This window comes from Arthrobacter sp. SDR-2R (genome assembly GCF_057747955.1).
In genome coordinates, this window is record NZ_CM173231.1 from 378,708 (window position 1) to 394,944 (window position 16,237).

Annotated in this window: 15 protein-coding genes and 1 pseudogene; 4 read left to right on the forward strand and 12 right to left on the reverse strand. The window is 67.1% G+C overall.

The window, feature by feature from the left end; translation table 11 throughout:
• Nucleotides 1-25: 25 nt before the first annotated feature.
• From AC3ANU_RS01760 to AC3ANU_RS01780, 5 genes are all read right to left on the reverse strand, one after another.
• Nucleotides 26-805: an NAD(P)-dependent oxidoreductase gene (locus AC3ANU_RS01760; RefSeq protein WP_224084183.1), complete on the reverse strand. Its 780-nt coding sequence runs from the start codon at nucleotides 803-805 to the stop codon at nucleotides 26-28.
• 35 nt (nucleotides 806-840) lie between these two features.
• Nucleotides 841-1,470: an RraA family protein gene (locus AC3ANU_RS01765; RefSeq protein ID WP_018770363.1), complete on the reverse strand. Its 630-nt coding sequence runs from the start codon at nucleotides 1,468-1,470 to the stop codon at nucleotides 841-843.
• A gap of 30 nt (nucleotides 1,471-1,500) precedes the next feature.
• The gene (locus AC3ANU_RS01770; protein WP_488315351.1) at nucleotides 1,501-2,508 is read right to left on the reverse strand and encodes a tripartite tricarboxylate transporter substrate binding protein; all 1,008 of its coding nucleotides are present in this window, start codon (nucleotides 2,506-2,508) and stop codon (nucleotides 1,501-1,503) included.
• Between the two features lie 77 nt (nucleotides 2,509-2,585).
• Nucleotides 2,586-4,088 (reverse strand): tripartite tricarboxylate transporter permease, encoded by a 1,503-nt coding sequence (locus AC3ANU_RS01775; protein WP_018770365.1) that lies wholly within the window; start codon nucleotides 4,086-4,088, stop codon nucleotides 2,586-2,588.
• 2 nt (nucleotides 4,089-4,090) lie between these two features.
• Nucleotides 4,091-4,594 carry a tripartite tricarboxylate transporter TctB family protein gene (locus AC3ANU_RS01780; RefSeq protein WP_488315352.1) on the reverse strand — a complete coding sequence of 168 codons (504 nt, stop codon included), beginning with the start codon at nucleotides 4,592-4,594 and terminating at the stop codon, nucleotides 4,091-4,093.
• Nucleotides 4,595-4,714: 120 nt separating this feature from the next.
• On the opposite strand from AC3ANU_RS01780, the gene AC3ANU_RS01785 reads away from it, so the two are divergent.
• A complete protein-coding gene (locus tag AC3ANU_RS01785) occupies nucleotides 4,715-5,512 on the forward strand; it encodes an IclR family transcriptional regulator (protein ID WP_488316008.1) in 798 nt (265 codons plus the stop codon).
• Between the two features lie 156 nt (nucleotides 5,513-5,668).
• On the opposite strand, the gene AC3ANU_RS01790 is transcribed toward AC3ANU_RS01785, so the two are convergent.
• The 5 genes and pseudogenes from AC3ANU_RS01790 to AC3ANU_RS01810 form a co-directional block, all read right to left on the reverse strand.
• A complete protein-coding gene (locus tag AC3ANU_RS01790) occupies nucleotides 5,669-6,841 on the reverse strand; it encodes an MFS transporter (RefSeq protein WP_134164820.1) in 1,173 nt (390 codons plus the stop codon).
• Entirely contained in the window at nucleotides 6,838-7,503 is a 666-nt protein-coding gene (locus AC3ANU_RS01795) for a GntR family transcriptional regulator (RefSeq protein WP_056389564.1), read from the reverse strand. Before AC3ANU_RS01795 ends, AC3ANU_RS01790 begins: the two co-directional genes overlap by 4 nt.
• A 141-nt stretch (nucleotides 7,504-7,644) precedes the next feature.
• Nucleotides 7,645-9,021 (reverse strand): MFS transporter, encoded by a 1,377-nt coding sequence (locus AC3ANU_RS01800; protein WP_488315353.1) that lies wholly within the window; start codon nucleotides 9,019-9,021, stop codon nucleotides 7,645-7,647.
• A gap of 207 nt (nucleotides 9,022-9,228) precedes the next feature.
• Entirely contained in the window at nucleotides 9,229-9,663 is a 435-nt protein-coding gene (locus tag AC3ANU_RS01805) for an NAD-binding protein (protein WP_488315354.1), read from the reverse strand.
• A 98-nt stretch (nucleotides 9,664-9,761) separates the two neighbouring features.
• Nucleotides 9,762-10,100 (reverse strand): annotated as a pseudogene (locus tag AC3ANU_RS01810) (NAD(P)-binding domain-containing protein); the annotation flags it as partial.
• A 204-nt stretch (nucleotides 10,101-10,304) separates the two neighbouring features.
• On the opposite strand from AC3ANU_RS01810, the gene AC3ANU_RS01815 reads away from it, so the two are divergent.
• Nucleotides 10,305-11,363, forward strand: a complete 1,059-nt coding sequence (locus AC3ANU_RS01815) for a TerC family protein (protein ID WP_488315355.1) — start codon at nucleotides 10,305-10,307, stop codon at nucleotides 11,361-11,363.
• A gap of 87 nt (nucleotides 11,364-11,450) precedes the next feature.
• Here the strand turns inward: AC3ANU_RS01815 and AC3ANU_RS01820 are convergent, their stop codons facing one another.
• The gene (locus AC3ANU_RS01820; protein ID WP_018770374.1) at nucleotides 11,451-11,654 is read right to left on the reverse strand and encodes a hypothetical protein; all 204 of its coding nucleotides are present in this window, start codon (nucleotides 11,652-11,654) and stop codon (nucleotides 11,451-11,453) included.
• 384 nt (nucleotides 11,655-12,038) lie between these two features.
• On the opposite strand from AC3ANU_RS01820, the gene AC3ANU_RS01825 reads away from it, so the two are divergent.
• On the forward strand, nucleotides 12,039-13,307 hold the full coding sequence (locus AC3ANU_RS01825) for a glycosyltransferase family 87 protein (protein WP_488316009.1): 1,269 nt from the start codon (nucleotides 12,039-12,041) through the stop codon (nucleotides 13,305-13,307).
• A gap of 28 nt (nucleotides 13,308-13,335) precedes the next feature.
• Complete coding sequence (locus AC3ANU_RS01830; protein WP_056389578.1) at nucleotides 13,336-14,592, forward strand: glycosyltransferase 87 family protein; 1,257 nt, start codon at nucleotides 13,336-13,338, stop codon at nucleotides 14,590-14,592.
• On the opposite strand, the gene mptB is transcribed toward AC3ANU_RS01830, so the two are convergent.
• Entirely contained in the window at nucleotides 14,589-16,208 is a 1,620-nt protein-coding gene (mptB, locus tag AC3ANU_RS01835; protein ID WP_488315356.1) for a polyprenol phosphomannose-dependent alpha 1,6 mannosyltransferase MptB, read from the reverse strand. The genes AC3ANU_RS01830 and mptB overlap by 4 nt on opposite strands.
• Nucleotides 16,209-16,237: the final 29 nt, after the last annotated feature.

Genomic DNA, 16,237 nt, shown 5'->3' on the forward strand with positions numbered 1-16,237 from the left:
TTCCTGATTGTGCCTGACTGCGCGGTCAGCGCAAGGCCGGCTCCGAGGTCTGCGCCATACGGGCCAGCGCGGCGGCGGAGGCGTTGGTCATCTCGGCGGGGACACCCAGGTCCGAGAGGTAGCTTGCGGTGTCCTGCATCTCCTTGGAGCGGCGCACGGCGTGCTTGGCGGTGCCCGTCAGGAACCGGTCGATCACGGCCTGCCCGTCGCCGGCCAGCTGACCGGCGATCTGGGCGCGGATCCACTCCTCGAGGCCGGCCGCCCGGCCGGCCGTCACGGCTTCCACCACCACAGATGCCAGGCCCTTCATCAGGACGCTGCGCAGCAGTTTGTGCGCCATCGCCGCCCCCGGGCCGCCGTCGGTGATTTCAACATCAACTCCCAGCGGCCGCAGCAGGTCGGCCACGGCCTGGGCGCCGGGGCCACTCACCATCAGGGGTGTCTTCTCGCCCAACGCCGCGACCGGTCCCAGGATGGCGACATCGGCAAAGGCGGCCTTGCCGGGAAGCTGCCCCAGTTCCTGCATGGTAGCCGGTGAGGACGACGTGAAGTCGGCGTAGACGCTGCCGCTGGCAAGGACCGGAAGGCACTCCTGTGCCACGCTGCGGGCCGCGGCAGCGCCGGTCATCACCAGGACGATGTCTGCACCGGTGCATGCTTCGGCGGCTGTTGCTGCCCGGGTTACTCCCTGCGGCGTACTGGGGGCCACCGGATCGAAGCCGGTAACCGTGTGGCCGGCGGCGGTCAGGGCCGCGGCGTAGGTGGCTCCGGCTTCGCCGAGGCCGATGACGGTGCACGCTGTCATGGTTTGCTCTGTTCTTTCTTGGCTTTGGTGAAGGTTCAGTTGCGGGCGGCGACGATGGCCTGGCGGCGGCTGGTTTCGTCCGCGAAGACCGCTTCGGCGGCATCGGCGACGGCGGCAGCCTGTTCCCGGGGGATGACCACCACGCCGTCCGAGTCGCCGACGATGACGTCGCCGGGCAGGACGGGGACGCCGCCGAACGCGAGGGCGGTTCCCAGCCGGAAGGGACCGTCCTTGTAGGGGCCGGCCGGCGAAGTAGCCCTCGCAAAGACGGGCATGCCAATCTCTGCCAGCGCCCCGGCGTCGCGGGCTGCTCCGTCCAGCGCGAATCCCGCGACACCAAGGTTGATGGCGCGCTCCCCGATCAGTTCGCCCAGCAGGGCGCGGGATTCATCGCCGCCCCCTGCCACCACAATGACGTCTCCGGGACGGGCCAGCTGCAGGGCGGCGTGGATGCCCTTGTTGTCTCCGGGGCGGGTCCATACCGTAAACGCCGGGCCGGCGAGCTTTGCGCCCGGCCAGACCGCCTGGATGGCAGAGTCCGCCACCCCAAGCCGGTCCATGGCGTCGCCGATATTGGCCGCGGGAAGCTTGCCGAGCCTTTCCACGATGTCGCTGCTGGGACGTGCGAAGTCAGCGCCGATGGCGTCAATGGCAGGAGTTGTCATGATGGATCTTTCCGTTCCGGGCAGTGGGGGTCAGTCTTTTTTCTGGACCAGCGGGAGGACTTCCTTGAAGTCCTCTTCCTGGCCGGCCCAGAACGTCTTGTAGTCGGCGCCGCTGAGGTAGCTGGTCTGCAGGCCCAAGTCCTTCATCTTCTGCACCACGGTGGGGTCCTCGATGGCCTTCTGGATGGCGGCCTCGAGCTTCTTGGCCACATCCGCGGGCAGGCCGGCCGGGGCCGAGTAGCCGCGGGCGGTTCCCGCCGTCAGGTCATAGCCGGATTCCTTGAAGGTGGGGATCTCCGGCAGGGAGGGTGCGCGTTCCGCGGACATGACGCCCAGCACCCGCGCTTTGCCCTGCTTGGTGAGGTCGTTCACGTCGCTGACGTTCGCCACCAGCACGTCCACGTGCTTTCCGAGGAACGCGGTGGTTGCCTGCGACGCGCCTTCGGAGAAGTGGACCGGGGCGAACTCGGAACCCGTGGCCTGCTGGATCTGGGCCAGGGCAAAGTGCTCGCCGGTCTGAAGCCCGGTGGTGCTGGCGGTCATGGACTTGGGCTTGGCCTTGACCGCTTCCAGGAGGTCCTTCAGCGTCTGGTACGGGCTGTCCGGCTGGACGGCGATGACTGTGGGATCGATGACCTGGCGGCCCAGGGGCTGGAAGCTGTCCCGGGTGTACTTGGCGCCGCGGGACGGGTCCAGGGGCGAGACGACCACGGACGGCGAGCCGGTGGCGCCGATGGTGTAGCCGTCCGGCTTGGCGCTGGTGAGCTGGGTGTAGCCGATCTGGCCGCCGGCGCCGGGCTTGTTGATGACCTCGACGTTGGTTCCGAGTTCCTTCTCGAGAACGGGCTGGATGAGCCGCGCGGCTGTGTCCACGGCACCGCCGGAACCGAACGCGACCACGAGGTCGATGGACTTGCCCTTTTTCGGGAAGTCGCTGGCGGCATTGTTGTTGGTGGCGCCGGCATTGGCGCCGCAGCCGGTGAGGCCGATCAGGGAGGCCGCGGCAAGGGCGGCGGTGAGGCGGAGGCGGGTTTTCATAGGTCTTCTCCTTTGAAGGGGTGCGGGGTTCAGGGGTGCGGGGTTCAGGGGTGCGGGTTCAGGGGTGCGGGTGGGGTTTAGGTTTCGGGGTCTTCGGTAAGAGCCTTGGGCTTGCGGAGCTTGAGCAGCGGGCTGATGACAATCAGCAGGCCGATGCCGATCAGGACCGCGGAAATGGGACGGCTGGTGAAGATGCCGAAGTCGCCCTGGGAGATCTCCAGCGACTCACGGAGGGACCGCTCCATCAGGGGACCAAGGACCAGGGTCAGCACCATGGGCGCCAGCGGGATGTCCAGGTGGCGGAGGGCGAGGCCCAGGAGCCCGAAGCCGATCATCACGAAGACATCGAAGACGCTGAAGTTGATGGTGTAGGCGCCGATGACCATGAAGAGCAGGATCAGGGCCGTCAGGATTGTTGACGGGACACGGAGGATGGAGGTCCAGAGCCCCACGAGCGGGACGTTGAGCAGGAGCAGGATCAGGTTGCCGATGAAGAGGCTGGCGATGATGGCCCAGGCGATCTCGGAGTTCTCGGTGAAGAGGGTGGGTCCCGGTGTGAGGCCCTGCTGCAGGAAGGCGCCCATCAGCACGGCGATGGTGGGCGAGGCCGGGATGCCGAGCGTGAACAGCGGAATCAGGGCCGCGTTGGCGTGGGCATTGTTGGCCGTTTCGGGTCCGGCCACGCCTTCGATGGCACCCCTGCCCAGTTCGTGGCGGTGGCGGGAGAACTTCTTTTCCGCCCCGTAGGACAGCAGCGAGGACACAGACCCGGTCATGCCGGGGATGAGCCCCAGGCCGAAGCCGATGCCGGTGCCGCGGGCCATCGCCGGGGCGCTGCGCCGCCACTCCGTGGCGGTGGGCAGCAGCGAGCGCAGGTTGGGGGCGTGCACCGCCGCGGGCTGGTCGCCCTTGCGGTAGGACAGGAGTTCCGAGAGACCGAAGACTCCGACGATGACGGCCACGAAGCTGACGCCGTCCAGGAGCCGGTCCATGCCGAAGGTGAAGCGTGGAGCACCGGCCACGGGGTCGATGCCCACCATGGAGATCAGCAGGCCCAGGGCGCCGGAGATGACGGCCTTGACCATGGATTTCCCGGCCAGGGCCACCAGGAGCGAGATGCCCACCACCATCAGGGCGAAGAATTCCGGCGGGCCGACCAGCAGGCCCAGTTCTCCCAGCGGCTTGGCTGCCGCCACCAGGCCGAGGGTGGCGATGGTTCCGCCAACGAAGGATCCGACGGCGGCGATGGTCAGCGCGGCGCCGGCCTTGCCCATCTTGGTCATGGCGTAGCCGTCGATCGTGGTGATGGCTGATGCTGCTTCGCCGGGGGTGTTGAGCAGCACGCTGGTGATGGTTCCCCCGTAGGCGGTGCCGTAGAAGATGGCACACAGCATGATGATCGCCCCGGTGGCGTCCATGTTCAGCGTGAGCGGGATCAGCAGGGCGACGCCTGCCACGGGCCCGATGCCGGGCAGCACGCCGATGATGGTGCCCAGGAGGCAGCCGAGGAAGGCGAACAGCAGGTTCTGCCAGGTCATGGCGGCCGCGAAGCCGTTGACCAGTTCGTTGAGGGTATCCACGTCTAGAGTCCGATCGCGTTAAGGAAGGGAAGGGCGGACACCGGCAGCGCGACGTTCAGGCCGTAGTTGAAGGCATAGAACGCTCCGAAGCTTCCGGCCACCGCGATGATCAGCGAGGACTTCCAGGTCCTGCGCCCGCGAAGTTTCAGGTGGTACAGCAGGAACAGGAACATGCTCAGCTGGAAGCCAAGCAGGTCCATGACGGCCGCAAGGATTACCAGGCTGGCAACGACGGCGATCACCAGGCCCCGGTCAACGCCGGCTGCGGTTTCGCTGGGGTTGCGGAGTTCCTGGAACAGCCAGAGGACGGCCATGGCGGCGAGGACTGCGCCCATGGCGAAGGGGAACAGGCCCGGGCCTGGGCCCAGGGAGGTCCAGAGTCCCAGGCCGGTCGAGCTGGCCAGGACATAGACGCCGACGGCGGCGAACGCACCGATTCCTACCAGCACGCTGCGGGCCACCCGTACGGGACTTCCGGGTTTCGTCGTGACTGACTCCGTTGTCATGGATTTCCTTTTCACTGCGCGTCATTGCGTTTCACAGAATGAAACTATATTGCGTACTGAGAAATAGTGACAGCAGACACATTGGCTGTCAAGCGCAAGAAACTTACATAGAATGAAATGATGGCGATGACTTCCACTTCAGGCAGCCCGACGGAGGACAGCCCCAAGTCCTCGAACATGCGCTCCCTTTCCCGGGCCTTGGAGGTCTTCGCGGAACTGCAGCGGGCGGAACGCCCGCAGCGGCTCAGCGATCTTGCGCGGAACTGCGGCATGAGCCTGCCCACCACACTGAGGATCCTTCGGGTCCTGCAGGATTTCGGGATGGTGAGCCAGACGGACAAGTCCTACCGGATCGGCCCTGCCGTCCTCCCGGCCGCCAGGAGCTACCTGGAGAACGATCCCCTGGTGGTCTCTTCCCGGCCCGTCCTCCAGCAGCTGGCGACGCAGACCGGCCTCACCGCCTCCCTCTACACGCGCCTGGGTTATGAACGGATCCTGGTGGCCCGGGTGGATGGAGAGGCCCCGCTTCGCTATGACCTCCCGCTGGGCAAGCGGCTGCCCCTGACATCCGGTGCGGCCGGAAAGATCCTGCTGGCAACGGCCTCTGCGGAGGAACTGCAGGAGGCCGTGGAGGCCGCCATCGGAGCGGGCCATGAAGGCAAGGCCTTCACGCTCGGGGAGCTGCAGTCGCGGCTGCCCGCGGCGGATGCCGACTACGCCTATTCAGCCGACGAGCGCGCTTCAGGAGTGTTGTCGGTGGCTGTAGCCCTGCCCAGGAGGTCAGGACAGCCGACGGAATCAATTTCGCTGACCAGCCCCGTGGAGGCCGCCTCCGAGGACACGCTGAAGGTGGGCGTTCCGGAGCTGAAGCGGGCGGCAGCCAGGTTGGCGGAACTGCTTGAGGGCTCCGTCTACTGACGGCACCCGGGGAAACGGCGGCAGGGAAAGCACACGACGGCGTCACGCACGGCGCGCTTTCGGCCCACCTGAGGTGGCCGTGGCCCCGGAAACACGTGGTCCCGCCGTCGTCCATTCCTCCGAAGCATGCCCGGCGTGACGCGAGGGCATCCGCAGTCAGTCGAGCTGCACGCCCCGGAGCAGCAGGAGCGTCCCGCCCACCACAACCGCCGAGGCAAGGAAGACTCCACCCGCCCCCAGCCCGGCCGCCACGCCGCCGATGGCGCTCGGAAGGACCACCTGCCCCACCCGGTTGCCGGCGAGCCTCAGCGCCAGCGCCCTGCCCCGCTGCCCGGCCGGCGCCTGGGCCGACAGCCAGGACATGGTCAGCGGCTGGCCGATGCCGAGCCCCAGCCCGAGCAATGCCATGACGGCAAACAGCAGCCACAGGGGCATGGGGATTGCCAGCGCAGCCAGCGCAAACGTGGACAGGGCCAGGCTCACCACCAGCAACCTCATGCGGCCGATCCGCCGGGACACCCGGCCCAGCATGAGACGGGAGACCATGGAGAACACGGCGCGCACCGTCAGCATGGCACCCACTGTTGCCACTGTGAGTCCGCGGTCGGCGCCGAGCGCGGGCAGGTAAACCACGGTCAGGTCCACCACGGCGAGGACGGTGGCGCTGGTGGCCAGCGCCCGGGCCACGCCGGGAGCCCTCAGCAGTGACACGCCACTGGCGCTGCTGCCAGCGGACGCTCCCTTCTTCCTGCCGCCGCTGACGTGCGTCGATACGGCGAACGTGGCAGCGAACAGCACCAGGCTCAAGACCACCGAGAGCAGGAAGATCGCCTGGGTGTCGGGCCGGACCGAGGCGCCGCCCACCAGCGCAATCGCCAGCGGTCCGAGGGCCTGCCCCAGGGAGGCGGCGAACGTCAGGTAGCCGAACGCGGAGTCCATCCGGGACGAGGCAGCATTATTGGCCACCACGGCCTGCTGCCCCACCACGCAGGCCAGTTGACCGGCACCAAGCAGCGCGGTTCCCGCCACCAGCGCCACGATCGACGAGCCCCACAGCAGCAGGAAGGCAGAGCAGGAAAGGACGACGGCGGCCCCGATCGCCATGAGCCGCCGCTCACCCAGGCGGTCCACCAGGGTGCCCGTGGGGACGGCAAGCAGCAGCGGAAACACCGCATAACTGGCAGCCAGCATGCCCAGGGCTAAGTCCGGAACGTCCAGCTCCAATGCGCGGTAGGTGGCCGCCGGCCGGACCAGGAAGGTGACGGCCTGGATCAGCGCCGAGTGGACCAGGAGGGCAGTGGCCGAGCGGCGGCCCAGCTCGCCGATCATGAGCCGGGGACGCTGGTGCCGGACATGGCCTGGACGGCGGCGTCGCGGGCGCCCATGACATGGTCGAACGCCACCTTGGCTGCCTTCTCCGGGTCGCCGCCGGCCAGGGCAGCCACCAGGGTGCGGTGCTGGGCCAGGGCCTGGTCGCGCCGTTCCTGGGTGCTGTTGGTGAAGTGGCGGTACCGTTCCATGTGGCTTGAAATCTGGTTGTGGAAGCGGCGGGCCCAGGAGTTCCCGGCAATGCCCGCGATCTTTGCGTGCAGTGCCATGCCCTGCTGCATCGCGTCATCGGCGAACGCCACCATGGCCGCGTTGCGTTCAAGAATGCCTTCGAGGGCCTCGATGTCAGCCGGCGTTGCCTTCATGCAGGCATTGCGCGCCATGAGGGACTCCATGGCTGCGCGGACCTCGTAGAGTTCCGAAATGGCTGCCTCGTCCAGCGCGGGCACCAGCACGCCTCCGGTGGGCTGCTGTTCCAGCAGGCTCTCCGAAATGAGCCGCCGGATGGCCTCCCGGAGCGGTGTGCGGCTCACCTGCAGGGCCGAGGCCATTGCCGGCTCGTAGATGCGCTCCCCCGGCTTGAGCTCAAGGCTCAGGATCCGCCGTTTCAGCTCGGCGTAGACAACGTGTGCCCCGGTGTTCCGGGCAGGTGATTCGGCCATGGTGTACCTCCCCGGCCATCATACTTGTATACATCTATACAAGCAGCCCCAAGTCCCGGAAACACAAGGGAGGGGGCAGCATCCGCTGCCCCCTCCCCCTGTCCCGGTGGCGCGCCCCTGGCCGGACGCACTGCGGCTGGACTACTTGCCGGCGGTACCGGCAGGTGCCACCTTCTGCACCTCGAGGTCCTCGAGTGACTTGCCCTTGGTGTCCGGGGACATCAGGGTGGCCACTGCGGAGATGAGGCAGATGCCCAGCGTGGCCAGTCCGATGGTGAACGGAACGTTGGTGGAGCCCGGAGGGGCAATCGCCGTGAAGATGCTGGGGAAGAACGATGCAATCATGAGCCCGATGTTCTGCGAAACGGCGAACCCGGTCACGCGGATCCGCATGGGGAACTGCTCCTGGAAGAACGTGGCGAAGGTGGCATTCCACATCTGGAAGAAGATGCCCTGCACGATCACAACGCAGACGAAGACCAGCGGGAGGCTCCCCTGTTCAATGGCCCACAGGTATCCGCCCACCAGGAGGCCGCCCGCCACCCCGCCGGCAGCCATGAGCGTCCGCCGGCCAATCCTGTCGGACAGCGCGCCGAACAGCGGGATGGTCATGACGGCGGCAATGTTGGCCACGAGTGTCACCCACAGGAACTCACTGCTGGAGAAGCCGTTGCCGTAGCCCTTTTGGGTGGCAAAGGAGACGCCGAAGATCAGGGTGGCCATGCCGATCACGTTGGTGAAGGTCATCGCGATGCAGCGGACCAGGACGCCCGGCCGCGTTCGCAGGAGTTCGACGAGCGGGAAGCGCTTGGTTTCGGGCTTGCCGGACTGTGCTGCGTAGGCGGGCGGTTCCTGGACCCGGCGGCGGATGAAGTAGCCGGCCAGGATCACGACGGCGCTGAGCAGGAAGGGGATGCGCCAGCCCCAGGTGCCGAACTGGTCGGCGGGGAGGACTGTCGCGAGCGGGAGCAGGACGGCGGTGGCCAGGATCGAGCCCACCTGGGTGCCCTGGAGGCTGAAGCTGGCAAAGAATCCGCGCCGGGCATCGGGAGAGTGTTCAACGATCATCGCGCTGGCGCCGCCGAGCTCGCCGGCCACCGCAAAGCCCTGGATCAGGCGAAGGAGCACCAGGAGGGCGGGCGCCAGGAGGCCCACCTGCCCATAGGTGGGCAGGAGCCCGACGGCGAAGGTGGCAAAGCCCATGAGCAGCATCGCGAAGACGAGTACCTTCTTGCGGCCGTGCCGGTCACCGTACGCCCCCAGGACAACCGCGCCTACCGGACGGGAGACATAGCCCACGGCATACGTTGCCAGGGAGGCGATAATGCCGACTGTGGGGTTCTCCGAGGGAAAGAAGATGGTGGGGAAGATCAGGGTCGCGGCCAGCGAGTACAGCGCGAAGTCGTAGTACTCCAGGGCGCTTCCGATCCAGCCGCTCATCGCCGCTTTCCTGGGGTCCCGCGAACCGGTGCCGGCACCCTGGCTGGGGAGGGCCACGCGGGTTGGGGTGGTGCTCATGTGCTTATGTCCTTCGTCTTCATTGGCAAGGAACCGGAACCGCTGGAATTCAGCCGATGTTCGTGGTGGTGTCTGCGCCGCCGCAGTCCGTCATGGACTGGAGCGGCAGCTCTTTGAATCGATTCATACAATATAGGAGGTGATGCCGGTTACGTCAATGGGCAAGCGCTATCCCGGACGGTCCGCGCCAGGATGAGCGGGGTCCTGCTACCGGCTGGCGTAGTAGGCCGCGGCCATATCCTGCCTGCCGCGGCCCTGGCCGGCCACCCGGTCCAGCCGGGCTGTGGAGGCAACGGCGCCGTCAAGCGTCAGGCCATGCTCGACGGCGGCATCCACAATGAGGTGGGCATCCTTGCGCGCGGTGTCCACGGCGAAGGAGGCAGGCTCCAGCTGGTCGTTGAGGATGAGGTCCATCTTCAGGCGGAGATAGGGCAGGTCAAGCGGGCCGCCGTCGAGCACGTCGAGGAACTGCTGCGGATCGACGCCCAGCGCCTGGGCAAGGGCAACCACTTCGCCGGCGGCGTTGGACGCCGCGATGACCCAGCTGTTGACCACCAGCTTGAGGCGGGCCGCGGAACCCTTGGACGGGTCGTCGCCTGTCCAGATGGTGCGGGCGCCAATGGCATCGAGGACCGGCCCCACGCGTTGGCGCACTGCTTCGGGAGCGGTGGCGAGGACAGAAGCTGGCCGGCTTCTGCGGGGGCGCGCGTTCCGGAAACGGGCGCCTCCACCAGGTCCAGGCCAAGTTCGCCGGCCAGTGCGGCCAAAGCGGCCGCGTCCTGCACCCCAACCGTTGTGGACTGGACCCACGTTGTGCCCGGCCGGACGCCGGGTGCGGCACTCCGGATGACCTGCTCCACCGCGGCAACGTCGTGGAGCATGGTCAGGACCACGTCGGCTGCCTCGACAGCTTCGGCGGGGGCAGCGGCATGCCGGGCACCGTCCGCGGCCAGCCGTTCCGCTTTGGCCGCGTCCCGGTTCCACACCGAGACCTCATGGCCGGCGCGCAGGAGGTTGCGCGCCATGGCCGCTCCCATGATTCCCGTCCCCAGCACAGCCACCTTGGGTTTCGTATCCATCGAATCCGCCTTCCGGTCCAGGTTTGGTGTTCTCCACACCTACCCAACGTCTCCAGGATTCTGTAAATTATTCATACGGAGGGGAGTATCCCCACTTCACAGTCCATCGTCAGTACGGAGGCCCCTGAGCCTTCCGGTGGGCGGGCCGCGTGACGGCCGGGAGAGACCTCCAGTTGGTTGTCACTGACTGGAAGCAGGTGCCCCATGAACGTTCCCCTCTGGATGTGGTTCGCCGTCATCGGATTCATCCTCCTCATGCTTGTCGTCGACCTCGTGGCCCACCGCCACGCCCATGTCATCAGCGTCCGCGAGGCCGCAGCCTGGTCCGGGATCTGGGTGCTGTTCGGCGTTGCATTTGGCGCACTGGTGTGGTTCCTGTACGGCGCGGAGTTCGGCCAGCAGTACTTCGCCGGATACCTCATCGAGAAGTCGCTCGCCGTGGACAACGTCTTTGTCTGGGCGATCATCTTTACGTTCTTCGCCGTTCCCCGCGAGTACCAGCACCGCGTGCTCTTCTTCGGTGTCCTGGGGGCGCTGGTGTTTCGCGGCCTGTTCATCGCCGCGGGCTCGGCGATCATCGCCAGCGCCGGGTGGGTCCTCTACCTGTTCGCGGCATTCCTGCTCTTCACCGGCTACCGGATGCTCAGGCAGCGTGACGAGCACATCGACCCCGGGAAGTCGCGGGCATTGAAGCTGTTCCGTCGGCACGTGCCCATGACGGACGCCTTCCACGGCCAGCGCTTCCTCATCCGGAAGGGCGGTGCACTGCTCGCCACTCCCCTGCTGGCGGTCCTGGTGCTGGTTGAAGTCACGGACATCATCTTCGCCGTCGACTCCATCCCGGCCATCTTCGCGGTCACGGACGAGGTCTTCCTGGTGTTCACGGCCAACGCGTTCGCGATCCTCGGCCTGCGCGCCATGTACTTCCTGCTGGCGGACCTCATCCACCGCTTCGTATACCTGAAGACGGGCCTGGCCCTGGTGCTGATCTGGGTGGGCATCAAGATGGCGCTCAAGATCGACGTCTACTACATTCCGACGCCGGTCTCCCTCGCCGTCATCACCGCCATTTTGGGCGTTTCCGTCGGCGCGAGCCTCATCGCGACCCGGCGCACGGGCCGGCAGGAACCGCACCTTCCCGCGGACCCGCCCTTCCGGAACGCCACCCCGGAGGAGCTCGACGCCCTGGAGCCGCTGTGGCGCAGCCGGCGGGCACGCTCCCGCGGGAAGGTGCCGCCGGCGGCCGAAGAGTCCGTCAGGTAAAAAATCCGAGCGTCAGCAGAAAAGGACAGCCCGGCCGGCACCAGGCGTTGGCGTCAAGATCCTGTGGCGCCAACGCCAGGCCAGGACCTACCAGGCCTGGTGTTCGCGGGTAAGGCCGAAGGGAACCGCGTCGCTGAGGGCAACGGTGAACTTGTTCGCGCCGTGCCGGGTAACGAGGATGCCGTGGCTCTTGCCGTCCAGGGCGTGGGCCTTGGCGGCAGCGACGGCGGCGTCGAGCTCGCGGTCCATGCTCTGGCGGTCGGACACGGTGAGGGTCAGCGGGAAGTTCATGGGTCTAGCCTTTGTGTGTTGGGGGTAGGGGGTGATATCCAACACCTGCGCTCCCCAAGGCTGCAGGCGAAGTTTGGGAACCTTTGTGCCCAGCTCATAATGCCCGAGGGATGGATCACCAGCAACTTGAAAAATCAAGTAATAAGTCGCCGCAGGTCAAGGCGTGACGGCTCGAGCCTGCCTCAGCAATTACGGGCGCTAAAGCACCGTGAATTAGAGTTGGACAGGAGTGGAAGCTGTTTCCGAACGGCTCCGCTGCCCCTGACCCAGCCCTGCGGCAGAACCAAGCCACCAGCACGACACCACACGTGTGCCACGACCTGACAAGGATCCGCCATTTCCACCGACGCTCTCTTCGGCAATCTCACCAGGATCCGCAACGTCATCCTCCCCACCCCGGTGCGGAGCCGGTTGAACACCGGGGGCGGCCTGCTGGCGGGATTCATCGTGGTGCACCTTGTCTTCCTGGTCTTCGCCGCTTCCCTCTCCCTTCGCGGCGAGGCGTTCAGCGACACCTTCATCTACCGTGACTGGGCCATGGCGGGATTCAACGACGCGAACCTCCGGGGCGGCCCCAGCCCGTGGGTGTACCCCATCCTGGCGCTCATCCCCATGGCCATCGCAGGCCTGGCCGGACCGGGACCGTTCTTCTTCCTCTGGGTCCTCATGACCACGCTCCTGAACGCGTGGGCCCTGCTCAAGCTCACCGGGCGGGGCCGCAACACCCGCGCCATCCCCGCCGGCTGGTGGTGGCTGGCCTTCACCTTCCTGATGGGCTGGCTGGGCTTCGCCCGTGTGGACGGCCTCACCGCCCCGCTGGTCCTTGTGGCCCTGGCCTACGGCGTCCAGCGCCCGTTCGTCGCCTCGGTCCTGCTGGCCGTCGGCACCTGGGTGAAGGTCTGGCCGGCGGCCATCATGCTGGCCCTTTTCGCCGTCGTAAAGAACCGCCTGCTGGTGGTGCTGGCAGGAATCGCGACGACGGCGGGCGTGGTGGCGCTGGCGGCAGCCCTGGGCAGCGTCCCCAAGCTCCTGAACTTCCTCACCCAGCAGGGCGACCGCGGCATGCAGCTCGAGGCCACCTTCACCACCCCCTGGCTTTGGCTCTCCGTCCTGAACATCGGCGGCTCGCGCATGTACATGAACACGGACATCAACTCCATGCAGGTGGACGGCCCGGGCACCGCCACCATGTCCGTGCTGATGCAGCCCCTCCTGGTTCTGGCGGCACTCCTGGTGGCCGGGTTGACCTTCTGGGCGCTCCACAACGGAAAGCAGCACAAGGTGGCCGGCGGCGTGGACCGCACCGAGCTGCTCCTGGCCGGGGCCCTGACCCTGGCCACCGCGTTCGTGGTTTTCAACAAGGTGGGTTCGCCGCAGTTCATGGTGTGGCTCGGCCCCGCCGTCGCGGTGGGCCTGGCGCACAGCTGGCGTGAATGGCGGGTTCCGGCGGCAATGCTGATCGCCATCGCCGTGGCAACCTACTTCATCTACCCGCTCTTCTACGACGCCCTGAGCCACAACAACCCCTGGATGGCCCTGGTACTGACAATCCGCAACGTCCTGCTGGTGGTCCTGTTCCTGTGGAGCGTCCGGCGCCTCTACACGCTGGGCAAGAAGACCGCAGCCCCCGCCCCCGCGCTCAAGGAGACCTGACATTTCCACGAGGTTCTTTGACCGCCTGGTGACCGTCCGCACCAGACTGCTCCCGGCAAAAGTGGTGGACTGGTTCGCCCGCCCATCCAGCGTCTGGTGGGGCTTCGCCGTCGTCCATCTGTACTTCCTGGGCTGGATGGCATCCTTTTTCCTGAACGGCGATACGTTCAGCGACACCGAGCAGTACCGGCAGTGGGCCCTGGACGGCTACAACCCGGCGGACCTGACCGGGAAGATCAGCCCCTGGGTCTACCCGGTGCTGGCGCAGATCCCCATCTTCCTGGCCAACATCGCCGGGCCAGGCCTCTACCTGCTGGTGTGGTTCCTGATCATCACGGCGCTCAACGCCGTCGGCCTGGTCTACCTCACCCGTGGCCCGCGGAAGGTCACGGGCATTGCCCCCGCCTGGTGGTGGCTGTTCTTCACGGTGTTCATGGGCTACCTCAGCTTCGCCAGGGTGGAGGGCATCACAGCGCCGATCGTGCTGATCGCCCTGCTCTATGCCGCTGAACGGCCCGTCGTGGCCGGCGTCCTGCTCAGCATCGCCACCTGGATCAAGGTCTGGCCCGCAGCCGTCCTGGTCCCGATCGTCATCGCCAGCCACAAGCGGATCCAGGTGGTCCTCGCCGGCGCCGCCGTCACCGCGGTGGTGGGCCTGGGCACGTGGCTGACCGGCGGGCTGCCGCACATCATGGACTTCCTCCTGAACCAGGGCGAGCGCGGAATGCAGCTTGAGGCCACCTTCTCCACGCCCTGGGTGTGGCTGAGCGTTTTCCACATCGCCGGTTCACGGATGGCCGACAACACCGCCATCAATTCCACCGAGGTCTACGGCCCCGGTGCCGGCACCGCCGCATTCCTGATGCAGCCGCTGCTGGTCCTTGCGGCCGTCACCGCGGCCATCCTTCTGGTCCGCGCCCTGCGGCGCGGCGCCGAACGCGAGGAACTGTTCCTCGAAGGCGCGCTCATGATGGTTACCGCCTTCATCGTGTTCAACAAGGTGGGCTCGCCGCAGTTCATCATCTGGCTGGCACCGGTGATCATCGCCGGCCTGGCGCATGACTGGGAGCGCTGGAAGGTCCCGGCCGCCCTGCTGATGGGCATTGCCATGACAACGTTCGTGATCTACCCGCTGTTCTACACCCCGCTCATCCATGCGCACCCCGTCATGGCAGCCATCCTGACCACCCGCAACGTGCTCCTGGTGGTCCTGCTGTGGTGGTCGGTGAAGCGCACCGCGGAGTTGGGCCGGAAAACGTCAGCCCAGGTGCCGGCCGGAGCCTAGCTGCCCCCGGACGACCGGTCGACGGCGGCACGGGCCTCAGCCTGGCGCGCGGCCCGGCGCTCCGCCACCCACCGCCAGGCCCGCCGGGCAACGTCCAGCGGCTTGCCCTCGATGAGCAGCTTGCGGGTATGGACGTCCAGGACCAGCAGGTAGAAGGTGAAGGCCAGGGCCGTAAAGAAGGCCAGGGACGAGGCGTCGATGGGCAGTTCCACGAAGGACCAGACCGAAAGCTGGTCCTGGGCGCCGAACACCACAAAGAACGTCACGCCCACGTACAGCGAGCGGATCTGCCAGTCGTCCCGGATTCCCGTGACCGCCAGGAACGGCAGGAACCACAGGATGTACCAGGGCTGGATGATGGGCGAGAGCATCACGACGGCGGTGAACGCCAGGGCCATCCGCCGCACCGCCCGCGAGTAGTCGCCGCGGAACATCAGCAGCAGGACCAAGGCGATCGCCGCCCACTTCATGGCGGTCCGCAGCCAGGTGGCCAGCGTTCCGCCGGGCAGTCCCAGGGCGTTGGCCAGCATCTCCACCTGCTGGCCCAGGAAGCCCGACGGCGAGTAGCCCGTGTAGCCGGGGGTGGGGTCCATGATGGCCCACGTCCAGCCGATGCCGAGGTTGTAGGGGATGCCGCTCAGGGCCAGCACGCCGAAGCTGATGCCCGCCGTGGCACCCCACATCAGGAATTTTCGCGGCCAGGAGGCAGCGGGCCCCGCCCACATCACACCGATGAACGGCAGCAGCAGGACGGTGATGGGCTTGATGCCGATGGAGGCGGTGACCAGGAGGACGCCCAGGAGGTAGCGGCGGGTGGCGGCCAGGTAGACACCGGCCACGGCGAGCCCCACCATCAGGGCGTCATTGTGGGCACTGGCGATGAAGCTGATGAGGAACAACGGGTTGGCCACGGAGATCCAGAGCGCGCGGGCACCGTTGATCCCGTGCAGTTCGGCGAGCCTGGGCACGTAGATGACGCAGAGCAGCACGCCGACGCCGGCCAGGAGGCGGAACAGCAGGACGGACGCGTCAGGCTGGGCTCCTGTCAGTCCCACCACCGCGCGCGCCAGCCACAGGAAGTACGGCCCGTACGGGGTCCGGTTTTCCGCCCAGGCGGGGTCGGCCCCCAGGGAGAACCAGTTGTTGAGGGTGGAAATGCCCACCTCATACGGGTTCTGGCCTTCCTGGACCAGGCGGCCCTGCCCCGTATAGGCGTAGACGTCCCTGGAGAAGACCGGAACGCAGAACAAGAGCGGCAGGGACCAGGCGGATATGGCCACCACCACGGACCGCAGGGAGGATTGTCCCCAGTCCCCCAGCCTCTGGCCCAGGCGAAGCCAGGAGCGCATCAGGAGCATGGCACCGGCCGTCAGCAGCACGGTGGATACCGCCACGCCCCAGCCTTCGGTACGGAGTGCGATCACCACCGGTTGCCGGATCATGGGCGACCCGTTGGCGATCCAGCCCGTTCCGATGGAACCGACGAACATCATGAGGGCGCCGACAAAGCCTTCGAGGGTTGCCAGGTAGGCACGGCCTTTGGCGGGCACGGAAACCCCGGCCGGTGTGCCCGGCCGGCTCTCCGACATCCTGAGGTGTGACCCGCCTGCCGTCATGTTTGTGTGGTCCCCTGACTTGTTACGGC